At 61.2% G+C, this 20,990-nt stretch carries 19 protein-coding genes; 9 read left to right on the top strand and 10 right to left on the bottom strand.

The window, feature by feature from the left end:
- Positions 1–969 (bottom strand): metallophosphoesterase family protein (locus VNX23_RS27840; protein ID WP_325634781.1); only part of this gene is annotated, 969 nt, incomplete at its 3' end.
- Between the two features lie 310 nt (positions 970–1,279).
- Entirely contained in the window at positions 1,280–1,870 is a 591-nt protein-coding gene (locus VNX23_RS27835) for a sterol desaturase family protein (RefSeq protein ID WP_325634780.1), read from the bottom strand.
- Positions 1,871–2,183: 313 nt separating this feature from the next.
- Between VNX23_RS27835 and VNX23_RS27830 the strand changes: the two genes are divergently transcribed.
- Positions 2,184–2,789, top strand: a complete 606-nt coding sequence (locus VNX23_RS27830; protein ID WP_325634779.1) for a hypothetical protein — start codon at positions 2,184–2,186, stop codon at positions 2,787–2,789.
- A gap of 246 nt (positions 2,790–3,035) precedes the next feature.
- Entirely contained in the window at positions 3,036–3,332 is a 297-nt protein-coding gene (locus VNX23_RS27825) for a hypothetical protein (RefSeq protein WP_325634778.1), read from the top strand.
- 372 nt (positions 3,333–3,704) lie between these two features.
- Here the strand turns inward: VNX23_RS27825 and VNX23_RS27820 are convergent, their stop codons facing one another.
- From VNX23_RS27820 to VNX23_RS27805, 4 genes are all read right to left on the bottom strand, one after another.
- Entirely contained in the window at positions 3,705–4,502 is a 798-nt protein-coding gene (locus VNX23_RS27820; RefSeq protein WP_325634777.1) for an outer membrane protein, read from the bottom strand.
- 23 nt (positions 4,503–4,525) lie between these two features.
- Complete coding sequence (locus VNX23_RS27815) at positions 4,526–5,230, bottom strand: outer membrane protein (RefSeq protein ID WP_325634776.1); 705 nt, start codon at positions 5,228–5,230, stop codon at positions 4,526–4,528.
- A gap of 72 nt (positions 5,231–5,302) precedes the next feature.
- Positions 5,303–7,093 carry a porin gene (locus VNX23_RS27810; protein WP_325634775.1) on the bottom strand — a complete coding sequence of 597 codons (1,791 nt, stop codon included), beginning with the start codon at positions 7,091–7,093 and terminating at the stop codon, positions 5,303–5,305.
- A 427-nt stretch (positions 7,094–7,520) separates the two neighbouring features.
- Positions 7,521–8,576, bottom strand: coding sequence for a 2-dehydropantoate 2-reductase (locus VNX23_RS27805; RefSeq protein WP_325634774.1), 1,056 nt, complete (start codon positions 8,574–8,576; stop codon positions 7,521–7,523).
- A 281-nt stretch (positions 8,577–8,857) separates the two neighbouring features.
- Between VNX23_RS27805 and VNX23_RS27800 the strand changes: the two genes are divergently transcribed.
- Together VNX23_RS27800 and VNX23_RS27795 are read left to right on the top strand one after the other, a co-directional pair.
- The gene (locus tag VNX23_RS27800; RefSeq protein ID WP_325634773.1) at positions 8,858–9,442 is read left to right on the top strand and encodes a YidB family protein; all 585 of its coding nucleotides are present in this window, start codon (positions 8,858–8,860) and stop codon (positions 9,440–9,442) included.
- A 258-nt stretch (positions 9,443–9,700) separates the two neighbouring features.
- Positions 9,701–9,979, top strand: coding sequence for a GlsB/YeaQ/YmgE family stress response membrane protein (locus tag VNX23_RS27795; protein ID WP_325634772.1), 279 nt, complete (start codon positions 9,701–9,703; stop codon positions 9,977–9,979).
- A 130-nt stretch (positions 9,980–10,109) separates the two neighbouring features.
- Here VNX23_RS27795 and VNX23_RS27790 read toward each other — a convergent pair whose 3' ends face one another.
- The gene (locus VNX23_RS27790) at positions 10,110–10,892 is read right to left on the bottom strand and encodes an SDR family NAD(P)-dependent oxidoreductase (protein WP_325634771.1); all 783 of its coding nucleotides are present in this window, start codon (positions 10,890–10,892) and stop codon (positions 10,110–10,112) included.
- A gap of 560 nt (positions 10,893–11,452) precedes the next feature.
- Between VNX23_RS27790 and VNX23_RS27785 the strand changes: the two genes are divergently transcribed.
- From VNX23_RS27785 to VNX23_RS27775, 3 genes are all read left to right on the top strand, one after another.
- The gene (locus VNX23_RS27785; RefSeq protein ID WP_325634770.1) at positions 11,453–12,517 is read left to right on the top strand and encodes an acyl-CoA dehydrogenase family protein; all 1,065 of its coding nucleotides are present in this window, start codon (positions 11,453–11,455) and stop codon (positions 12,515–12,517) included.
- 217 nt (positions 12,518–12,734) lie between these two features.
- Positions 12,735–13,895 (top strand): acyl-CoA dehydrogenase family protein, encoded by a 1,161-nt coding sequence (locus VNX23_RS27780; RefSeq protein ID WP_325634769.1) that lies wholly within the window; start codon positions 12,735–12,737, stop codon positions 13,893–13,895.
- Positions 13,896–14,066: 171 nt separating this feature from the next.
- Positions 14,067–14,870 (top strand): enoyl-CoA hydratase/isomerase family protein, encoded by an 804-nt coding sequence (locus tag VNX23_RS27775; protein WP_325634768.1) that lies wholly within the window; start codon positions 14,067–14,069, stop codon positions 14,868–14,870.
- Between the two features lie 282 nt (positions 14,871–15,152).
- Here VNX23_RS27775 and VNX23_RS27770 read toward each other — a convergent pair whose 3' ends face one another.
- Together VNX23_RS27770 and VNX23_RS27765 are read right to left on the bottom strand one after the other, a co-directional pair.
- Entirely contained in the window at positions 15,153–15,944 is a 792-nt protein-coding gene (locus VNX23_RS27770) for an enoyl-CoA hydratase (RefSeq protein ID WP_325634767.1), read from the bottom strand.
- 153 nt (positions 15,945–16,097) lie between these two features.
- Entirely contained in the window at positions 16,098–17,306 is a 1,209-nt protein-coding gene (locus tag VNX23_RS27765; protein WP_325634766.1) for an ABC transporter substrate-binding protein, read from the bottom strand.
- A 154-nt stretch (positions 17,307–17,460) separates the two neighbouring features.
- Between VNX23_RS27765 and VNX23_RS27760 the strand changes: the two genes are divergently transcribed.
- Complete coding sequence (locus VNX23_RS27760; RefSeq protein ID WP_325634765.1) at positions 17,461–18,246, top strand: thermonuclease family protein; 786 nt, start codon at positions 17,461–17,463, stop codon at positions 18,244–18,246.
- A gap of 57 nt (positions 18,247–18,303) precedes the next feature.
- Positions 18,304–19,776, top strand: coding sequence for a M48 family metalloprotease (locus VNX23_RS27755; RefSeq protein ID WP_325634764.1), 1,473 nt, complete (start codon positions 18,304–18,306; stop codon positions 19,774–19,776).
- Between the two features lie 167 nt (positions 19,777–19,943).
- Here the strand turns inward: VNX23_RS27755 and VNX23_RS27750 are convergent, their stop codons facing one another.
- Entirely contained in the window at positions 19,944–20,756 is an 813-nt protein-coding gene (locus VNX23_RS27750) for a CarD family transcriptional regulator (RefSeq protein ID WP_325634763.1), read from the bottom strand.
- Positions 20,757–20,990: the final 234 nt, after the last annotated feature.

Here is a 20,990-nt window from a genome sequence, read left to right as displayed (position 1 = left end):
AATCTGCTTACCTGCAACACGGCGCGTATACCGCTGGTAATTATGCGCGTGACCCGAGAGGAATGCGTCCGGCCAAATCCCCGCTTTCTCGCAGACCGCGTCAATGCTCTGGCTCATTTCCGTGCTGCCGCTATGACCAGCCGCGCTGTAGGGTGGATGATGCGAGGCGATGACGAGCGATTTCTTCGACTTGTTTCGCGCCACCGACTTCAATGTGGCTTCCAGCCATTCCAGCTGGGAGGTGTCCTTCCCGCCATTGCCCTCGAGAAAGCCCGGGTTTTCGAGGCAATTCGAATAAAGGCCGATGATCCTGACAAAGGGCGCCTCTAACATCCAATAGACGCCCGGTTGCGTCATCGTTTCACGGTAAATGCCGCTGCCGGCGGCCTGGTCTGGCACGGTGGCTGCATTCGCGCAGAAATTCGCGACAAAGGCCTTCAGGGAAGGTTTGTCAGCGGCGGACTTGGTCTCTCCGTCGTGATTGCCGGGAATGGCGAGAATCTTTCCGGGATAATGCCGGTAGGGTCGATAGAAACGTTCGCCATAGTGGTCCTCCTTGCCAGGCCCGTAGATCACGTCGCCCAGGTGAAAGAGGAAAGAGGGATTTAGAGACCCGGCGCCTGGCCTGTAGTCGGTCGCCATCTCTTCAGCGACTTTCTCGGCTTCCTCCGCGTGGTTAACTCCGCTGTCGCCAAGCGCATGAAAACGGATTTCGCCGAGTTGCTCCACTTCTGCCACGCCGTCAGAGCCAATGACATCGGCGAGATCGATCACACCGTTGCCCTTGACGGCCGGCACGGGACCCAGTTGCTCCTTGCTCCATTGGGTCATCCGTGTGTGGCCGCTGCTCGTGGGCTGGCGCGCGGCGGGCTCGGCCGGAAGAAAGAAAGGATGTGCGTAGCGCTGACGAGAGTATGAGGTCGACGTGCTGAGGTTATTGGATCGAGCGGCAGTCGGCTTGCGTCCCATGGTTTCCCTCCAGAATGATATCAGTGTGCTAAATCAAAGCGGCTCCTTGTGTGTGGCAATGGCCGCACGGCTCCGTCTCACGCCGCGAAATCGCGCGTGGTCTCGATCGGATCTATTGGGCAATGTCGCCGATTGCCTTTAAATCAGGAAGGGATTGCAATCTGCTCGGCTTAACTCCTAAGATTGCAGACTGACTTGCCGACCGCAAGAGCGATTTTGGTGCAGCCGGTCACATCGTGGCGATAATGCAGGGCTTCTCGGTCCGCGGGCCGGCCGTGGAAGCAATTGCCGCACCGTTAACGAAATTGGATCAGGAATAAAGCTTGCGCGTGGTAGCGCTCTTCTCCGAGGCATCTGGCCCGCGAAACGTCCCGAAGACGCCGTCGAGTGTGGGATTGCTGACGCCGAACCAATGCTTCTCGCTGATGAAGTGATGGCGCAGATGATACTGCTTGATCCAGCGGCCGAAGCGTGTCCGCGGTTGGTAGGGAATGTGGGCGACGTAGTGCACCCATTCATAATGCAGGATCGCAAGCATCATCCCGAACAGTGCGGAAAGCGAAGCCTCCGCGCCGAAGATCAACGCGAACAGGCCGGTCGCCACGGCCAGGTTCGGCACCAGAAACCAGATCGGCAAAAACAACAGATCGAGGCGATTGGGCTCGACATGATGATCGTAGTGCAGGCGGTGCTGAAGCTTTCGCGCCACCGGCCACGACAAGGGCGGCGCATGGAAGGCGAAACGGTGCATGCCGTATTCGCTCAGGTAAAACATCAGCGCGCCGAGCAGGACCAGCACGGGACTGAACGCGATCCAGCCCGGCAGGAAGGCGACCGCCTCGATCGCTGCGCCTACCAGCAATGCAGCGACGCTGCCGTGACGAAGAAAGGTAATGAACATTCGCAAAATCGTCCTTGCCGTGTTCGGTTGGCCTGATCATCCGCCGTGGGCGCCATGCAAAGCGGCGCGCCGCCTGAAAAATATCAGAGCCGGTAGACCATCGCCAGTGGAGTGGATTTGACATTCGCGCCCCACCTGGTGCGCACTTTCCGAAGTTCGCCAGGCCACACCCCGGCGGGGCCCATCTTTCGTTGCGGCGAAAGATATTCCCGGCCCGCGGTGAAAAAAGGCGGCGGTTCCAGGGATGACAGACCGGCCGATAATGGCGACAATCGGCCGGTTTCAGTCTCACCCACCCGGGGAAAAATCGACCGTGCTCTCTTCACCACGCTTGTCGCCACGCTTGGCCTTGCTGTTGGCGGCGATTGCCGCAGGCTTCGCGCTGCACCCTTCGCGTGCGCAGGCCCAATGGTGGTCGCGCGGACCGGCCGATTTCGAGGAATGCGCCGATATCGCGGAGAAGGCAGCGAGCAGGGAGGCGAAGGCAGCGGCGCTTGTTGAGTGCAACGCGAAATTTGCCGGACGCCGCAAACCCGGCGGGGGCTATACCTATTTCGATTTCATGCAGAACCGCAACTTCGATATCGCCGGTCCAAACCCGACGCCGCGAGAGCTGAAGCTGATCGATGAGCAGTACACCGCCTGGCTCGACGAGCAGCGGCGGAGCAACATTGCGGCCGCGTTGGCGGCCAAGCAGCTGCAGCAGACCTCGTTGAAGATCGAAACCGAAAAGGCGCCTCAGGTGAGGCCGAGCATCGGCAAGCCGCGAGCAACGGCAAGCGACGCTAGACGAAGCAAGGCGACGGAATGCTCGCGGCAGTCCTTTTCCTGCGAATGGTCGCGGCTTTCCGAAGGCATCAGCGATTTGAAGAAATGGCTGTTCGGCCCTTCTGCGAGCAAGCCCGGGCGAAGCGGCTGAGTCATATATTTTCTGCCCCACCCCAATTTTCCCTGCAACGAGAGGAGTAGCGCGTTTCTCATAAAAAGAATTTTAGTGGCCTTGCGGGATTGTATTTGCCGAGTTGCGAGTTAGCTGAGGTGCAGCTTACGCAATATGCTTTGTTGCATGATGCGAATTTCTGCTAACTTGACCAGGGTTTCGTAACCCTCGCGTGTCACTCTCAGGGACGACGGCGTCGCCTTTGCCCCCAGACAGGAGAACGTCATGATCAGGTTCGGGCTAATTGGAGCGACCGCACTTTCGCTGACGCTTGCGCTTGCAGTCCCGGCAATGGCGGGGGACACACAGAGTAACGGCGTCCAGCGTTATAAACGCCACGTTCGTACCGTTCCGCCGCCTGCGATCATCGCTGGTGAACCTAACCTGCCGATCGAAAACGCGCTGCGATGGGGTTACAGCCAGGGATATCAGAATTACCCGTCGGGGTGGGGCGGTCTATACGGCGATGGCCGCTATCCCGGCAACACGATTTCCAACAGGAATTACCCCACCTGGTGGTGAGCGCTTTTGCGCCGTTTGGCTGGCTAATCGATGGAAGGCTTACGGGCGCGGACTCACCTCTCCCCTTGCGGAGAGGCATAGGCCGCCTGAGGCGTCCTTTAAGGGACGCCGAAGCAAAGCTTCGGCTACGTCGCATCGAAGATGCGATCCGGGTGAGGTTTATCGCGCTCGAAAATCTCTAAACAGAATGCTCGAATAGAGCCCCCTCATCCGGTTTTCATCCGCGCCACCTTCTCCCGCGGGGGAGAAGGAGTGAGAGTTCGCGGCCAGATCGATTCGACCAAAAATTATTGTGCATGGGTCCGCTCGGATGCCAAATAAAAAAGCCCCGGTCGATACCGGGGCTCTGATTCTTGGGAGTATCAGAAAAAATCAGTAGTTCGCGACCAATGGTGCGGCGCCCCAGTTGAAATGGTAGTTGAAGCCTCCCTTGATCACCCAAATGTTGGTGTCGTGTTCACGCAGCAAGATTGAGCCTGTCGGGATCTCAGCATTGCCCGATGTGACGAACGAACCCAAGGTCCTCTTGCCGAAGCCCATGTAGTCGCCCTCGAACTTTACCGACCAGTTTTGCCAAAAGCCCAGCTCGACCCCGCCGCCGGCGGTCCAGCCGGACCGCGTTGCGCTAAGGGTTTGAGTCAGGATCGTTGCTCCGGTGGCGTCGGTCGTGAATGCGTTGTCGGTGGTCCTCGCCCAGCCCCAGCCGGCCTTGCCGAAGAGAAGCAATTTGTCGAAGGCGTAGCCGAACCGACCGGTTATTGTCGCCAAATCCGTCACCCTGGGATCGGGGTGGGAAATGACGTTCGGGTCGACCTGGCTCACGATCGCGTTTAGTGTCGGCGCGGTGGTAAAGTCGGCAAACGAAAAGTCGCCCTCAACTCCAAGGAAAAAATTCGACGGAAGCTGCCAGTTGTAACCCGCCTGAACGCCCCCGAGGAGCCCGCCGGCGTTTTCCTTGGCAACTGTCCCCGCCGGGAAGTTGATGGAGTTGAGAGTTCCAGCAAAGGTCACCGTGTCATTGATTTGCCCACCTCCGAAATGGCCACCAACATAGAAACCATTCCAGTTGAACGGCAGCACGACCGGAGGGGCCTTGGCCGGCAGGTCAGCAGCTCTGGCGGGTGCAACAAGAACGACAGCGGCAAGACCGACGTAAATAAGCTTGTTCATGGGCGAAAATCCAAAATGCTGAGTCAGTATCTCGCGACCGCCGGGCCGCCGAACCTGAAGTTGACGCCGGCGCGGGCGATCGTGTCAGTCAGGGGGACCGTGCGAGGGCCTTCACCCTGAACCGTGTTGAACGCCGTGCTGTTAAATTTCATGTAAAGCACCTCGAACTTGGCCGACCAGTTCGGCGCGAATCCCCATTCGAGACCGCCGCCTGCGGTCCAACCGCTGTGCGTGGATGTCACCGAAGCGAGGAGCACGTTGGTGTTGGAGTCCTTGATGCCGGCTTCCAAGCCCGCGGCGGCATAACCTACGGTGGCGTAGAACAGCAGGTTGTTGACGGCGTATCCGGCGCGAATCCTTGCCGTGGCATTCCACGTTTCCTTGGCGGTGCTTGTGAAGTCCGGGTTGCCTGCCAACCCGATGTCAACATTGCGGCCGGTTTCGCTGACCCAGGACGCGTCACCTTCGAAACCAACCACGAAGCTCGCCACCTGCCAGTTGTAGCCGATCGTGCCGCCAGCCAACCAGCCCGTGATGTCAAACCCCGCCGCATCGCTACGGCCGGTCAATACATCGATGTGGTCGGTGGTCCCGATGGATCCGCCGGCTGCGCCGCCGATATAAAAACCGGTCCAGTCGTAGATCGCCACCGGAGGCGGGGCCTTCACCGCCAGATCAGCCGCTAATGCTGCTGTCGGAGCGAGAACCAAAGCGGCGGCTGCGCCCAATATGATTTTCTTCGTCATGTGAGTCCCTCGAAATTTCGTCGCTGACGCGCGTCTGTTTGCCGGATCAGGTCCCTAGAACCTCCACTGGATGCCGGTCGACACACCGGCCAGGGTCGGACCAACCCAGCAATGCGGTTGCGATTCGATACCCCCCGATGCGCCAAAGGCGGAGTGGCAATCGGTGGTGACGCCGCGGCTACCGGCACCGAGATCGTAGTGGGCGTTCGGTCCGTTGATGGTCGCCGCCACCGCGGTGTACCAGGTCAGGTTCTCGCCGAACTTGTGCTTATAGGTGGAGGTAACCATGTCCGCGTGGTTGTCGTTTGAAATCTCGAGCAAGCCGCAGGCCGCGCCGCAATTGGTAATGGTGCCCGGAACCGGAATGTTGGTCGTTATGGAGTTGTGCTGTCCGGGATCGCCGTTTGCGTTGAACGCGTGCGCCCAGCCGAAGCTGATGCTGTCTGCCGGCGTCAATTCCTGGGTCAGGAACACCCAGGTGCCGTTGCGGGTGCGCTCGTTCTGGAATTGAATGAGCGGCGGCACATAACGATGCAGCATTTCGAAAATGCCGCCGACCGTGGTCTTGGTCGCAAACGTATAGAGTGCTGCGACCTTGAAGGCATCTTCGTCAGCAACATCCGCATTGAACATGGCTAGCTGAGTAGAATTCGGGAACGAGCCATTCGTAACGAGAGTAAAGGTCGGCACGTTGTTGACCGCCGATCCAACTCCCAGGAATCCCGAGATGTCGCTCTGCCGATTGACCGCATAGTGACGTTCATAGGCAACGGTCGCGTAGAACGGCCCGTTGGTATAGCTCAGGTTCGTGCTGATGGCGTTTGAGAACGAGCCGTCGTTACATCCATTCGGGAAAAGTCCGCCGCTGGTTGGATCGTTGCCGCCCGTACAATCACCTCCGCCCGCAGGGAGATTGTCGCTGATCTGGCTGCGGTTCTGACCGGGCGCGAACAGGAAGTTCCACTGGAAGCCGTAAATGGTCGGCGATTCGTACCAGATCGAGTTATTGAGCCGCGTGCCGAATTCGACGCGGTTGTCGCCGCCGGTGTTACCCATGACGACGCGCATGTCGCCGATCTGGCCGGCGAACGGATTGAAGCCGCCGGTGGAGTTTTCGTAAGGCGCATACGTCTTGCCGATCTTGATCGCGCCGAATTCGGGGTTCGCAAAGCCGACATAGGTGTTGCGGTTGAACAGCGAGCCGTTCACGGTGTTGCTGATCTGGCTGTTGGTCTGTCTCAGGCCAGGGGTTGCGGAAATGTCGTAGCCGACTTCTAACTGGTAAACGAAGTTGAACGGAAAATTGGGAAGCCGCTGGAAGCCGCGCACGCCGAGATAAGAGCTATTGGTCGAGATCGCCGGCAGCCAGCCGAAATTTCCAATCGGGAAAGGCTCACTTCCACCGGTGAAGGCGGGATTGGTGTTAACATTGCCGCCGAAGGCCTTCGTGGTGTCGTCGATCGAGATGTCGAAATTGCCATAACCCGTGATTTCGCCACCCGGCGTGTAGAAGGTGAGCGGATTGCCCTTCTTGTGCTCGAGGAATCCGTGTCCCTGCACATCGATTTCCGGCGCATCTAGCGCGCGCGGTGGGGTCGGGGCAGCGGTCACCGTGGCCGCCGGTTTGCCGGCGGGAGCAGCCATGACGGTCGTAGCCACCGGCGCGGGTTTCGCTCGCAACAACTGCGAGCGGAGCGTGGCGTTTTCTTTCGCGAGTTGCTTGTTGTTTTGCTCGATCGCATCCATGCGCTTGATCAGATCGTCAAGCTTGTCAGCGGATGCAGGTAGCGCTTGATTGACGATCCCCAGGGCCATGACGGCCGCGCCGAGTGCATAGTTCTTCATCGTCGTCCCCCAAGAACGATTCCACGCCAGAAACGAATCAAGCGTGACCGGGTCGGGGAATACCGTCAATCAGGGCAGAATTTACCCATGGCTGCTGCAGATGCGAAGAAAAGCAGGCGCTCAGCACCAAGATACCTTGGGGTATCAATGACATAGCTTACCCAAAATTAATGATGCAGTGCGAAATCGATTGTGACATTTCGGCAACGTTTATGAATAATGTATACCAAAGCAACACAATATGACGAGCCGGTATTCAGGGCCGGCCTGTGCCAAGATGATACGCAACATGAGCGGTCGTTCGGCAGTGAACATGATCTCCTGGAACTCTCTGTGCCAATTTGTGACGTTCGCCGTGACAACGGCTGACGGGTGCGTCGATGATCGCGCAGTTCGGTAGTATTCTCCTTCAGCGCCTATTCGCCCCTCAACGCTTGAAACCAACTGAGCGGATCTGTTCCACCGATAGCCCCGGCGAGCCGCGGCCGGCAGTTTCGGCGTCCTTGACCAGTGCGACGATGCGGCGCGACAGCGGCACTTGCAGTCCGCGCCGATCGGCTATTTCGGTGATGACGCCCTGGAGATAATCGATCTCGGTGCGGCGGCCGCGCTGCAGATCTTCCCACATCGACGAGCGTGCTTGCGGATCGACCTTCATGAGGCCTCCCAGCAAAAGCGCGAACACGGCATCGGGCAGCGCAAGCAGATACGGCGTCCAGCTTGCCGGGACCGGCGTCAGCGACACCGGCTTGATGCCTTCGGCGCTGACCGCCGCCAATCCCTCACCGAGCTGATCGGCGAACAGAAGACGCCATGAACGCTGCGCCAATTGCTGGCGCAGCGGCAGCCCGGAAAGCGCGTTGATCGCGTTGTTGAGATTGACGAGCAGCTTGCCCCATTGCACGCCCGCAATGTCGGACGAGGCGCGCATCCCCAACCCGGGCACCGAAAGCCGGCTCGCGGTAGCGGCATCGTCCCGCTCGATCACGATGTCGCCCGATGTCGCGCGGTGAAATCGTCCCTCGCCTTTCGCGATCACGTTGAACGGCACCATGCCTGCGAGCACCGTTCGCCCCGGCAATCGCGCGCGCAGCACCGGAACATTGCCGACGCCGTTCTGCAAACTGACGATGATTGCGTCGCTGGGCGCATGCCGCTCGATGGCGTCTGCGACCGCTGCGGTATCGGCGCTTTTGACGGCGACCAGCACCATACCGGCATCGGCGAGGATCGCCGGATCGTCCGACAGTTTCAATTGGCCCGGCGCGAGGTGATGCACCGCGCCCTCGAAACTCGTCACCGTTAATCCGTTGCTTTCGATCTCGCCGATGACGCGCGGGCGTGCCAGCAGCGCGACGCGGTGGCCGCTCGCCGCAAGCCAGCCGCCGACGAAACAGCCGATGCTACCCGCCCCGGCCACGACGATCGGTCTATCCAGTGCGGTGGATTTGACATTCGCTTCAGTATCGCCGCGAGTTCTCATAGCGAATGTCCAATCCTAAACCGCACTAAAATCCTATATTTGCTAGTGTTCCTTTGGGTTCCGACATTCGTGAATGCCCTCGCTGCAGCACGAGACGAATGTCAGAACCGGGACACTAGCATCATCCCGAATTACCTCTGCTCCCGGCCGTCTCGATAGCAGAGTTTGCTGCTTGCCGCCTCTCGAAGCTGGTGACGGAGCGACCGCTCACGCGCCTTGTAACCGTCATACCGCACGATTATGGTTTACGTGGCGGGGCAGTCAGTCGGCAGGAGATGACGATGGGCTTACTCGACGTACTCAACGGCATGCAGCAAGGCCCGCGCGGGCCCAGCACTCCAAGCGCACAACAAGACAAAGGCGGCATGTCGCCAATGACCATGGCGATCCTTGGACTGCTCGCCTTCAAGGCATTCAAGCACCTTACCGGAGGCCAGCCTGGCGCCAGCCCGAAGCCGTCACAACCATCGGCGCCGTCGCCCAAAACCGTCACGGCCGGCGTGCCCGGCGGTGAAACCGGGGGCCTCAGCGATCTTCTCAAAGGCGGATTGGGCGGCCTGCTCGCCGGAGGCGCGGCCGGCAGCGTGATCAGCGGCGGACTTGGCGACCTCCTGAAACAGTTCCAGGAGAGCGGCCACGGCGAGACCGCCGACTCGTGGGTTGGCAAGGGGCCGAACAAGGCGATTTCGCCCGGCGATCTCTCCAAGGCACTCGGCGCCGATCAGATCGAGAGTTTGGCGTCGCAAAGCGGCATGTCGCGTCAGGAACTGCTGGATGGGCTGAGCCAGTATCTGCCAGGCGTCGTCGATCATTTGACGCCGGACGGACGGCTGCCGACCGACAGGGAGTTGGCAGGCAGGCTCTAGATCACGATGCGATTGAGTGGAATCGCATCATGATCTCATCTCTTTCTTCGAGCATGATCTCCGCGCAAACGCGTTTTCGCGTTTGTTAGCTAGGGGAAAACCGGTTTCCACGTTGCGCTAACGCGGCCCTTCGGGTCCGGATCATGCTCTAATGGTCCGCCGGCAAAAGCACGAGCCGGTTTTTCAGAAGGATCAACCTCCACGAAGAGGAGCTACCATCCGACATTTTCATTCATGCTCTCGAAAGAGGTGACTGTCATGAGCGGCATAATCTGGGTCATCATCGTCGGCTTCGTCGCCGGCATCATCGCGCGGCTACTCTCACCCGGTCCGAACAATCCAAGCGGATTCATCCTGACCACGGTGCTCGGCATCATCGGCGCGTTTCTCGCCACCTGGATCGGCCAGGCGATCGGCCACTACGGTCCGGATCAAGGCGCGGGCTTCATTACCGCGACCATCGGTGCGCTGGTGGTTCTCTTCATCTGGAACAGGCTGGTGGCGGCCAGGGTGATTTCCGATCCCGGCAATCAATAGCGCGCCTTCCTCCCGACGCCGTCGTCATGCCCCGGCTTGATCCGGGCATGACGTCTTTTTATTTGCGCTCTGAAGAAGACGTGGATGGCCGGGACGGTGCCCGGCCGTGGCGGGGCAACGAATGCTCAGCCTACGTAATCAGGTGCGCGCCGGCGTCGATCCGAACCACTTCGCCGGACATGTTGCTCGATTGCGGCGTGGCAAGGAAGCACACGAGGCCGGCGACGTCTTCAGCGCTCGAGGCGCGCTTGAGCGGCACTTTGGCCACGACGGCATCGCGGACCTTGGCCGCGCCTTCAACGCCCCGGCCCTTGGTGAACCAGGGTGTGTCGATATAGCCGGGGCACACCGCGTTGACACGGATCAACGGCGCCAGCGCGCGCGCCAGCGAAAGCGTAATCGTGTTCAGCGCGCCCTTGCTCGCGGCGTAGGCGACCGAAGAGCCGATGCCGCTGATTCCTGCGACCGACGACACGTTGACGACAGAGGACGCGCGGCCGGATGCCTTCGCGCCGGCTTCCAGCAGCGAGCGCGCGGAACGCACCATCTGGAAAGGCCCGATGGTGTTGACCCCGAACAGGCGCTGGAAATCCTCCGCCGACAGGCCGTCCAGATTGTCGTGCGGCACGTGCTTGGTGGTGCCGGCATTGTTGACGAGCGCATCGAGCCGCCCCCAGGCGGCTGCCGCCGCGACAATCCTCCGGCAATCCTCGTCACGGGAGACATCGCCCTGGACCACCATCACCTCGGCGCCGGCGCTGCGGCAAAGATCGGCGGTTTGTTCGGCTTCCTTATGGCTCGAGGAATAGTTGATGACGACACGCGCGCCGCCCTTTGCGAGGATGGAAGCGGTCGCCGCGCCAAGACCCGACGCAGAACCCGTTACAATCGCGCAGAGACCATCCCAGGACATCGCGTTTCCTCATTGAAATTTGGGGCGATCTAGCACAGCGCGCGGGAAATTGCGCGCAAAATCGGTCGCGCGGAATTGCTAGTCCGCGGGCTTCATTTCATGCTGCGCCTGCAGGGGCGCCTAGTGGAGTGGATTTGACATTCGCTAACTAGCCAAAGACTGGTAACGCGAATGTCAAATCCAAAACTCCACTAGTGTGGCGGTTCAGAAGTCCGCATCATTACTGCCGCGAGTCCGTCATGCGGACTTCTGAACCCAAGCCACACTAGAATCAACGAGTTGCTAGTGTCCCTTCGATTCCGAAGTTCGCAAAGGAGGTTGCCGCACAATAATGCGAACTTCGGAATCGGGACACTAGAAACATATTTTTGCTAGTGGTCCTTTTGATTCTAACATTCGCAAAAGTGCCCGCCGGACCGGGATGCGAATGTTAGAATCGGACCACTAGCGGACATCGGTGCTTGCCAGCCATACCTCTTTTCCTCATCATGGATGGCAATAAAAGCCAACGCTCGGGGCAGCGACTGTCGCACAGGGTGCTGGCGAAAACGGGGAACGCCGTGGCGGAAAGTGAGAATATCGTTGCGCAGACCGCAGAACGGATTTTTGCCGATCTTGCCGACGCGCAAACCGTCAATCGCGACAGCGACGGCAGCTGGAAAGCGCCGCTCTGGCAGGCGCTGAGCGAGGCCGGCCTGCCCTTGTCGTGGGTGGCGAAAGATTGCGGTGGTTCGGGCGCGAGCCTTGCAGAGGGTTTTGGCGTGCTGAGTGCGGCGGGCCGTTTCGCGCTTTCGCTGCCGCTTGCGGAGACCATGCTCGCCGGATGGCTGCTGTCGCAGGCAAGGATCGCCTCGCCCGAAGGCGCCATGACGGTCGCGCCCGCAAATCCGAAGGACGCCATCGCCTATGGAGCCGACGGTACCTTGTCGGGCCGGGCGCGGGATATTCCATTCGCCCGCGAAGCCGGACACGTCGCGGTGCTGGCGCATGGAAGCGAGGGTCCCAGCATCGCGCTGGTCAAGGCCGAGGCCTGCCGGATCGAGCCGGGTCTTAGCCTCGGCGGCGACGCCAACGACACGGTGTCGTTCAGCCACGTTGCTCCGCTCGCCATCTCCCCGGCGCCAGAAGGTTTTGATCTGACCTCGCTCTTCCTGATGGGTGCGGTCGCGCGCAGCCTGCAGATCGCGGGCGCGCTGGAATCGATGCTCGACATCAGTGTGAGATACGCAGGCGAGCGCGTCGCGTTCGAAAAGAAGATCTCGAAATTCCAGGCTGTGCAGCACAATCTGGCAAGACTCGCCGGCGAGTCGGCCGCCGCTCTGGCCGCAGCGACCTCGGCCGCCGACACCCTTGCGAGCGGCGTGCTGTCGGGCGATGCGGCGTTCCTCGAAGCGGCGGCGGCGAAAATCCGCTGCGCGGAAGCTGCGGAAAAGGGTGCGGCGATCGCGCATCAGGTGCATGGCGCGATCGGCTTCACCATCGAGCATGTGCTGCATCGCTTCTCGCTGCGCGCGCTGGCGTGGCGCGACGATTTCGGCTCCGAAACCTGGTGGGCGGTCGAACTCGGCAAGCGCGTGGCCGCGCGCGGCGCCGATGAGTTGTGGCCGCTGGTGGCTTCGCGGTGAGTAGACCAATGAAGCAACTCTCGAAGCGGCTTTCTTCTTTCACCTCTCCCATGGGGAGAGGTCGGCGCGAAGCGCCGGGTGAGGGGGTAAAGACTAACGGTAGACCGTACCCCCTCACCCCAACCCTCTCCCCATGGGAGAGGGAGCGCACCTCCGTATTCGCGTCACCCTCGCCTCCTCGACTGAAACTGCAGCCGCTCTCCTGCCGAGATTTCAAATGACCGCAGCCCTCCGTTTCGATCCGATCCGCCTGCCGAGTGAATGCGTCGAGCTCCGCAAGGAAGTGCGCGCCTTTCTCGCCGAGGAGATCGCGGCCGGCACTTTCGATCCGCACAAGCCCAACCGCGAGGACAGCGATGCGCCGGAATTTTCCCGCCGCGTCGGCGCGCGCGGCTGGATCGGAATGACCTGGCCGAAGAAATATGGCGGCCATGAACGCTCATTCCTCGAACGCTACGTGGTGACCGAGGAAATGCGCGTGGCCAACGCGCCGACCCGCCGCTTCTTCGTCGCCGACCGGCAGAGCGGCCCGGTGCTTCTGAAATACGCCACCGAGCGTATCAGGATGGACATCCTGCCGCGGATTTGCCGCGGCGAGGTCTGCTTTTCGATCGGCATGAGCGAGCCCAATTCCGGCTCCGACCTGTTCGCGGCCAGGACCAGGGCAACCAAGGCCGACGGCGGCTTTTTGATCAACGGCAGCAAGATCTGGACCTCGTCGGCCCATATCGCCGATTACATGATCGCGATCTTCCGCACTTCACAGCCGACCAAAGAGAACCGCCGTCATGGTCTCACGCAGTTTCTGGTCGACATGAAGACGCCCGGCATCAAGGTCAATCCGATCGGCCAGATCACCGGGCAATTCGAGTTCAACGAGGTGGTGTTTACCGACGCTTTCATGCCGGACGATCATGTGCTGGGCGAAATCGACGGCGCCTGGAAGCAGGCGACCAGCGAACTCGCCTATGAGCGCAGCGGACCGGAGCGTTTCCTGGAAACCTATTACGTGCTCACCGAACTGGTCCGCGCTTTGGGGCCTTCGCCCGATACGCGAACGGCGGAAGGTGTCGGGCGCCTGGTGGCGCAACTGCACACCATGCGGCGGATGTCGGTCTCGGTAGCGGGCATGTTGCAGGCGGGCAAGGAACCGGTCGTGGAGGCCGCGATCGTCAAGGACATCGGCACCGTCTGGGAGCAGCAATTGCCGCACCGGGTGCGCGACCTCGCAGCCTTCGTCGATGCGGACGCCAGCAATCACGAGACGCTGGAACACCAGCTTGCATTTGCCATCAAGACCGCGCCCAAACTCACCATTCAGGGCGGCACCACCGAAGTGTTGCGGGGTATCATCGCCCGGGGGCTCGGTCTGCGCTAGGCTGATCAAAATGAATGTGCCGCCACGCACCCAGATCACCTCTCCCTGTGGGGGAGGTCGGCGTGAAGCGCCGGGTGAGGGGTAAGGACTAACGGTAGACCGTACCCCCTCACCCCAACCCTCTCCCCATGGGAGAGGGAGCGCACCGTAGGCAAGTGAATCGGAGAACTCATGAGCAACTACAGTGATATCGGCATCGAGAGGATCGGTCATGTCGGCCTCATCGAAATCCGCCGGCCGCCACTCAACTTTTTCGATATTTCGCTGATCAACCAGATCGCCGACGCCTTGGAAGAGTTCGATTCCGATATCGAAATCCGCGCATCGGTTCTGGCCGCCCAGGGCAAGGCGTTTTGCGCAGGTGCCAATTTCAACGATCCCGCGCGGCAGGAGCAGGAAGCGCGCCAGAAAGCCGATCCCGCCTCTACTCTCGGCCCGATCAGCCATCTCTATATTCAGGCGGTACGCATCTTCCGCAACAAGAAGCCGATCGTCGCGGCCGTCCACGGCGCGGCCATCGGCGGCGGACTGGGACTTGCGGTAGCGGCGGACTTTCGCATTACCTGTCCCGAGGCACGCTTTGCGGCGAATTTCACGCGACTGGGCTTCCATCCGGGTTTCGGGCTCACGGTGACGCTGCCCGAGCTTGTGGGGCGGAACAATGCCGAGCTGATTTTCTATACCAGCCGCCGAGTGACGGGCGAGGAGGCCTGCCGGATGGGCCTTGCCAACGAATGCGTGCCGCAGGACCAGGTGCGCGGCGCCGCCATGAGGCTGGCGCAGGAGATCGCGGAATGTTCACCGCTCGGCCTGCTTTCGACCCGCGCCACGATGCGTGCCGGACTTGCCGATCGCGTCATGGCCGCGACCCATCACGAACTCGCCGAACAAACCCGGCTGCGCGCGACCGAGGATTTCAAGGAAGGCGTCAAGGCGACCGAAGAGCGCCGCGTGCCGAATTTCAGGGGACGGTGAGGTTCGATTAAAGCGCGATGAAGTTAGGTTCGAGCTCTGTCCGCAACAGAAGTGTGCTCCCTCTCCCAAAGGGAGAGGGTTGGGGTGAGGGGGTAAGATTTCTCGTGAGACCACGGCCCCTCACCCGATTTGCTGAGTTTATCATCGGGCGGCGCGTCGCGCCGACCCGTTGGCAAATCGACCTCTCCCCAACGGGGAGAGGTGAACCGAATGAGTCGGCGAAGTGATTCAAACAAACTTCATCCGGCGTTAGCTGCATCAACACCGGCGCCATCCACAACCTCAATGGCCCTCAAACACCGGCTTGCGTTTTTCGACAAAAGCCTTGGCCGCTTCCTTGTGGTCGGCGGTCTCGCCGGCGCGCGAGTGATGAAACGCCTCGGCGTCGAAGCAGGTTTCGAGCGGCAATCGCTCGGCGTTGTTGATGTTGCGCTTGATGTAACCGAGCGTAATCGACGGCCCCTGCGCCAGCGACATCGCAAGCTCCCGCGCCGCCGCATCGACCTCGGCGTCGGCAACGACCCGCGTCACCAGCCCAAGCGCCAGCGCTTCCCGCGCCGTCAATATCGGCGACATCAGATAGAGCTCGCGAGCCTTGGCGCTGCCGAGCATCTGGGTCAAGAAATAGGTCCCGCCATAATCGCCCGACAGCCCGACCTTGGCGAAGGCCGTGGTGATCTTGACCGTCTCCGAGGCGATGCGCAGATCGCAGGCGAGCGCGATCGAAAGGCCCGCGCCTGCGGCCGCGCCGTCGAGCTGCGCCACTACCGGTTTCGACATTTCGTGCAGAATCCGGGAAACTTCCATCGCGCGCCGCAGATTGGTCATCCTGGTTTCGAACGGCAGCGGCGCCCGCCCGTCCGCCATCGACTTGACGTCGCCGCCGACACAGAAGGTGCCGCCGGCGCCCTTGAGCAGAACGGCGCGGACCTCGTGATCTTCCGCCGCGCGCCGCGCCGCCGCGACCAGCCCCAGCGTCATCTCCGGATTGAGCGCGTTGCGCCGGTCAGGGCGGTTCATGGTGATCGTCAGCAAGCCGGACTCGAGGTTTTGCAGCACGATGTCGTTGCTCATGTCGGTTGCCTCCGTTGCTATTGTCAGCTGCCGTCATTCCCGGATGCTGCGCGAGCACCTTGCCTCAGATGCGCGCTTGCGCATCGGGGAACTTGCGGATTCCGGATTCGCGCTTTGCGCGCGCCGGAATGACTGTGCGACTTCGTCACTCCGTCATTTCTTCACCAGCGGGCAGCGTGAAAGTTCGAGCGACTGGAACGCCTCATTGCCGGGAACGGTTGCGATCAGCTTGTAGTCATCCCAGCGCCCTTTGGATTCCGAGGGCTTTTTGACCTCGAACAGGTACATGTCGTGAACCATGCGTCCGTCCTCGCGGATCCGGCCGTTTTTCGCGAACATGTCGTTGATCGGAGTTTCCTTCATGATCTTCATCACGGCGGCAGCGTCGGTGGTGCCGGCCGCCTTCACCGCCTTGAGATAGTGCGACACGGAAGAATAGACGCCGGCCTGTGCCGCGCTCGGCACCCGGCCGACCCGGTCCTTGAAGCGTTTGGAAAAGGCGCGGGTCTCGTCGTTGAGGTCCCAATAAAAGGCTTCGGAAAGCAACAATCCTTGCGCGGTCTCAAGCCCGATACTGTCGATATCGGTCACAAAAACCAGAAGCGGCGACAGCTTCTGTCCTGTCTTCATGATGCCGAACTCGACCGCCTGCTTGATCGTATTGATGGTATCGCCGCCGGCGTTGGCGAGCCCGATGACCTTGGCCTTGGAAGCCTGCGCCTGCAAAAGATAGGACGAGAAATCGGACGTATTGAGCGGGTGCCTGACATTGCCCAGCACCTTGCCGCCGGATTTCTGCACGACATTGGCTGTGTCTTTCTCCAGGTCCTGTCCAAAGGCGTAATCGACCGTAATGAAGAACCAGCTGTCGAGCCCCTGCTTGACTGCGGCAAGGCCCGTCACGTTGGCCTGGGCAAAGGTGTCGAAGACATAATGCACGGTGTAGGGGCCGCAGGCTTCGTTGCTGAGCCGGATCGATCCAGGTCCGTTGAAGAAGACGATCTTGTTGCGTGCCTTGGCGATCTCGCCGGCGGCAAGCGCGGTGGCGGACGCGGCGACGTCATAGATCATCTCGACGCCCTGATTGTCGAGCATGTCGCGGGCGATGTTGGCGGCAAGATCTGCCTTGTTGAGATGGTCCGCCGCAAGGATCTCGATCTTGCGGCCAAGCACCTCGCCGCCGAAATCCTCTGCCGCCATTTTTGCCGCCGTCTCTGAGCCGGCGCCGGTGATATCGGCATAGAGTCCGGACATGTCGAGGATGCCGCCGAGCTTGAGCGGAGGCTTGCTCTGCGCCAGTGCCACCTGGCTTGCACCCACCGCCAGCACCGCGCCAAGAGCGGCGGAAAAAATCCGTCTCATGAAACCTCCCTGTCGCCGCCTTGAATAAGCAGCTTGCTATTTCCGGTCTTTCAATCATGCCGTAAGCGTTGGGAGGCGGCAAGCTGTCGGGCTTTGGCCTTTCGACGCGTGGAATGAAGGGTAGGATGAACAGGACGCCATGAGCGCCCGGGCAATGTCAGACGAGATTCGATCCGTGCGGCAGGCGGCGATTGTGCTTGGCGCACTCGCACTTCTCGCCAGTGCGGCAGGTTCGGCATCCGCGTCACGCTGCGCCTTTGAGGCGCAGGGCGAGGGCCGCGTCGCCGGCATCATCGATGCGCGCAGCTTTCGCCTGCAGGATGGCCGCGAGGTCCGCCTTGCCGGCATCGAGCCGGTGTTGCGAGAGGGCGCAAGCAGCCAGGTGCTGGCGAAAATCCTGGCCAATCGCGACGTGACCTTGCGCGGCGAGGACGATACGCCCGACCGGTACGGACGGCAGGATGCCTTCGTATTCGTCACTTCCTCCGAAAGCTCGGTGCAGGAGGAACTTCTGGACCAGGGAGAAGCGTTCGTTTCGGCGACGGTGACCGACAAGGAATGCGCCACCGCCCTCATCGCCGCCGAGGCAGCGGCCCGCCGCGCCAAACGCGGCCTTTGGGCCGATCCGGCCGTCATAAAAAACACCGAAAGTCCGGGCGATATTTTGACCGGGATCGGGCGTTTTACTCTGGTCGAGGGCAAGGTATTATCCGTCCGGCAGGCGGGGACGACGACTTACCTGAATTTCGGCCGAAACTGGACACGAGACTTCGCTGTGACTATTTCAAGGCGGGCGTCAGCGGGGTTCGAGGCGGCCGGCATTCTGCCTAAGTCCTTCGAGAATCGCCGGATTCGGGTTAGGGGTTTCGTTGAGGCGCATGGCGGGCCGCGAATTGATGTGCTCCGGGTGGGGCAGATTGAGCTGCTTGGCGGGAACTAGCCCGCGCGGGAAAGAGTAGCCGTAGTGGTGCACGTTGAGGGACGGCGCGAGAGCGGGATGAGCCGCGGGCTTTGGGGTGCGTACCAAGGTGCGACGGTACTGCTCGTGTGCGCGACGCTGGCGCTGGCCGCTTGCGGCGACATCAGCCGCTTCCAGGCCGCGGCCCCCTCGAGCCCGAGTTCCGCAAAACCCAATCGTACGATCGTTCAAAGCGCGGCCGCCGAGAAGGAGCATGAGCGCATCCTGACCTCCTACGGCGGCGCCTATGACGATCCGAAACTGGAAGGTTTGATCACCAAGACCGTCGATCGGCTGGTGGCCGCATCCGATCGTCCCGATCAGGCCTACAAGGTGACGATTCTCAATTCGGGCGCGGTGAATGCGTTCGCGCTTCCGACCGGCCAGCTTTATGTGACGCGCGGGCTGATTGCACTCGCCAGCGACACCTCCGAATTATCCTCGGTGCTGAGCCACGAGATGGCGCATGTGCTGGCCAAGCACGCCGCGATCCGCGAGGACCAGGCGCGCCAGGCCGCCGTCGTCACTCGTGTCGTCACCGACATGGGCACCGATCCGGATTTGACGGCGCTGGCGCTCGCGAAAACCAAGCTGACGATGGCAAGCTTCTCGCGCTCGCAGGAATTCGAGGCGGATGGCATCGGCGTCGGCATCTCGGCGCGCGCCCATTTCGATCCCTATGGCGCAGCGCGGTTCCTCAGCGCGATGGAACGCAATGCCGAACTGAAGGCGGGAAAGACCTCGGTCGATCCGCGCGCGCAGGACTTCCTGTCTTCGCATCCGGCAACGCCGGAGCGGGTAGCGAACGCGCAGAACACCGCAAGGCAGTACACCTCGCCGGAGCCTAATGATCGCGAACGCGACACTTATCTCGCCGCAATCGACAACATCGTCTATGGCGAGGATCCGAGCGAAGGTTTTGTTCGCGGACGGCGATTCCTGCATCCCAAGCTCGGCTTCAGCTTCTCGGCGCCCGAAAACTTCACGCTCGACAACACCGCCCAGGCCGTGATCGGCGTGCGCGAAGGCGGCACCCAGGCGATGCGTTTCGACGTGGTGCGGGTGCCGGCGGAACAGTCGCTCGGCGACTATCTCAATTCCGGCTGGATGGAAAATGTCGACAAGTCCTCCACCGAAGACGTCACCATCAATGGTTTCCCGGTGGCTTCCGCCGTCGCCCATGGCGACCAGTGGCAATTCAAGATCTATGCGCTGCGCTTTGGCAGCGATGTCTACCGCTTCATCTTCGCGGCCAAGCAGAAGACGACCGAGAGCGAGCGCAATGCCCGCGAAACCGTCGGCTCCTTCCGTCGCTTGACGCTGGACGAGATCCAGGCGGCGCGGCCGCTGCGCATCAGGGTGATCAACGTGCAGCCCGGCGATACCGTCGAATCGCTGTCTCACCGCATGGCCGGCGTCGACCGCCCGGCCGAGCGCTTCCGCATCCTCAACGGACTTGACATGCATGCCCAGGTCAAGGCGCGCGACCGCGTCAAGATCGTGGTGGATTGAATCGGAAATCTACTCAGCACACGATCACGGAGGTCTCTATGGTCGCCGAACAAAAACGGAGCCTTAAATAGAAAGACCTAGCGAAACTGGAGCAGGCCTATACGCGTCGCCAAACAAAAAGCCCGGTCTTGCGACCGGGCTTTTTCATTTCATTGCTTGAAATCAGATCAGGCGGCTTCATCCGCAACAGCAGCGTCGTCGCCATCGATATCGACCTCGCCATCGATGTCGCCTTCACCGTCGGCTTCGGCTTCGGCTTCCACCTCGGCCTTGGTGCCGCGACGCGGGCTCTTGGCTAGCTGACTTTCGATCTCCTTCACCGCCTCGGTTTCCGTCACATGCTGCACGACGGCGATTTCCCGCGACAGGCGGTCGAGCGCGGCCTCGTAGAGCTGACGTTCGCTGTAGGACTGCTCGGGCTGCGATTCCGAGCGATAGAGGTCACGCACCACCTCGGCAATCGCGACGATATCGCCCGAATTGATCTTGGCTTCGTATTCCTGGGCGCGGCGCGACCACATGGTGCGCTTGACGCGGGCGCGGCCCTTGAGCGTTTCCAGCGCGCGCTTGACCAGTGCCGGCTCCGACAGCTTGCGCATGCCGACATTGGCGACTTTGGCGGTCGGAACCCGCAGCGTCATCTTGTCCTTGATGAAATTGATGACGAACAGCTCGAGCTTCGCGCCGGCGATCTCCTGCTCCTCGATAGCCAGGATCTGGCCAACGCCATGCGCGGGATAAACGACGAATTCGTTGGTCTTGAAGCCCTGGCGCTGGGTCAAGGGCTTCTTGGGCTCCTCGACCCGCGGGGCCACCACCGGCTTGGCAGCAGGCTTGGCGGCAACGACGGGCTTGGTGACCGGTACCCTGGAGGCGGTTTTGTGGCTTGCGGACCTGGCGGCAGTCTTGGCAGCAACCTTCGAAGCAGTGGCCTTCGAACCGGTCGCTTTCGCGGCAGTTTTTGCAGTCTTATGGGGCATTGAGCTTCTTTTGTTTTTGGAGGACTTGGCCGAGACCCCGGCTTTCCTGGTATCGGAACTCCGGGCACGGTGCTTGGATGCGCCACGGCTGGCCGCGGCGGCTTTTTTGGAAGCCTTGGAGGTACTCGGTTTACGCGTTTTTTGTGACACAGCCTGCGCGCGGAACTGCCACGCCCCTGTTCGATGTTTCACGGGAACCCATAGGGGCCATTAAGCGGGCTGACGGGTTCGGCT

Source organism: Bradyrhizobium sp. (genome assembly GCF_035570375.1).
Lineage (GTDB): Bacteria > Pseudomonadota > Alphaproteobacteria > Rhizobiales > Xanthobacteraceae > Bradyrhizobium.
The sequence above is the reverse complement of the archived record's forward strand: the minus strand, read 5'-3'. Positions and strand labels throughout refer to the sequence as shown.

Coding starts and splice junctions, on each gene's coding strand:
- VNX23_RS27835 (WP_325634780.1), bottom strand. CDS start 1,870: ATGTTCATTACCTTTCTTCGTCACGGCAGCGTCGCTGCATTGCTGGTA.
- VNX23_RS27825 (WP_325634778.1), top strand. CDS start 3,036: ATGATCAGGTTCGGGCTAATTGGAGCGACCGCACTTTCGCTGACGCTT.
- VNX23_RS27820 (WP_325634777.1), bottom strand. CDS start 4,502: ATGAACAAGCTTATTTACGTCGGTCTTGCCGCTGTCGTTCTTGTTGCA.
- VNX23_RS27810 (WP_325634775.1), bottom strand. CDS start 7,093: ATGAAGAACTATGCACTCGGCGCGGCCGTCATGGCCCTGGGGATCGTC.
- VNX23_RS27805 (WP_325634774.1), bottom strand. CDS start 8,576: ATGAGAACTCGCGGCGATACTGAAGCGAATGTCAAATCCACCGCACTG.
- VNX23_RS27800 (WP_325634773.1), top strand. CDS start 8,858: ATGGGCTTACTCGACGTACTCAACGGCATGCAGCAAGGCCCGCGCGGG.
- VNX23_RS27795 (WP_325634772.1), top strand. CDS start 9,701: ATGAGCGGCATAATCTGGGTCATCATCGTCGGCTTCGTCGCCGGCATC.
- VNX23_RS27790 (WP_325634771.1), bottom strand. CDS start 10,892: ATGTCCTGGGATGGTCTCTGCGCGATTGTAACGGGTTCTGCGTCGGGT.
- VNX23_RS27780 (WP_325634769.1), top strand. CDS start 12,735: ATGACCGCAGCCCTCCGTTTCGATCCGATCCGCCTGCCGAGTGAATGC.
- VNX23_RS27775 (WP_325634768.1), top strand. CDS start 14,067: ATGAGCAACTACAGTGATATCGGCATCGAGAGGATCGGTCATGTCGGC.
- VNX23_RS27770 (WP_325634767.1), bottom strand. CDS start 15,944: ATGAGCAACGACATCGTGCTGCAAAACCTCGAGTCCGGCTTGCTGACG.
- VNX23_RS27765 (WP_325634766.1), bottom strand. CDS start 17,306: ATGAGACGGATTTTTTCCGCCGCTCTTGGCGCGGTGCTGGCGGTGGGT.
- VNX23_RS27760 (WP_325634765.1), top strand. CDS start 17,461: ATGTCAGACGAGATTCGATCCGTGCGGCAGGCGGCGATTGTGCTTGGC.
- VNX23_RS27755 (WP_325634764.1), top strand. CDS start 18,304: ATGAGCCGCGGGCTTTGGGGTGCGTACCAAGGTGCGACGGTACTGCTC.
- VNX23_RS27750 (WP_325634763.1), bottom strand. CDS start 20,756: ATGCCCCATAAGACTGCAAAAACTGCCGCGAAAGCGACCGGTTCGAAG.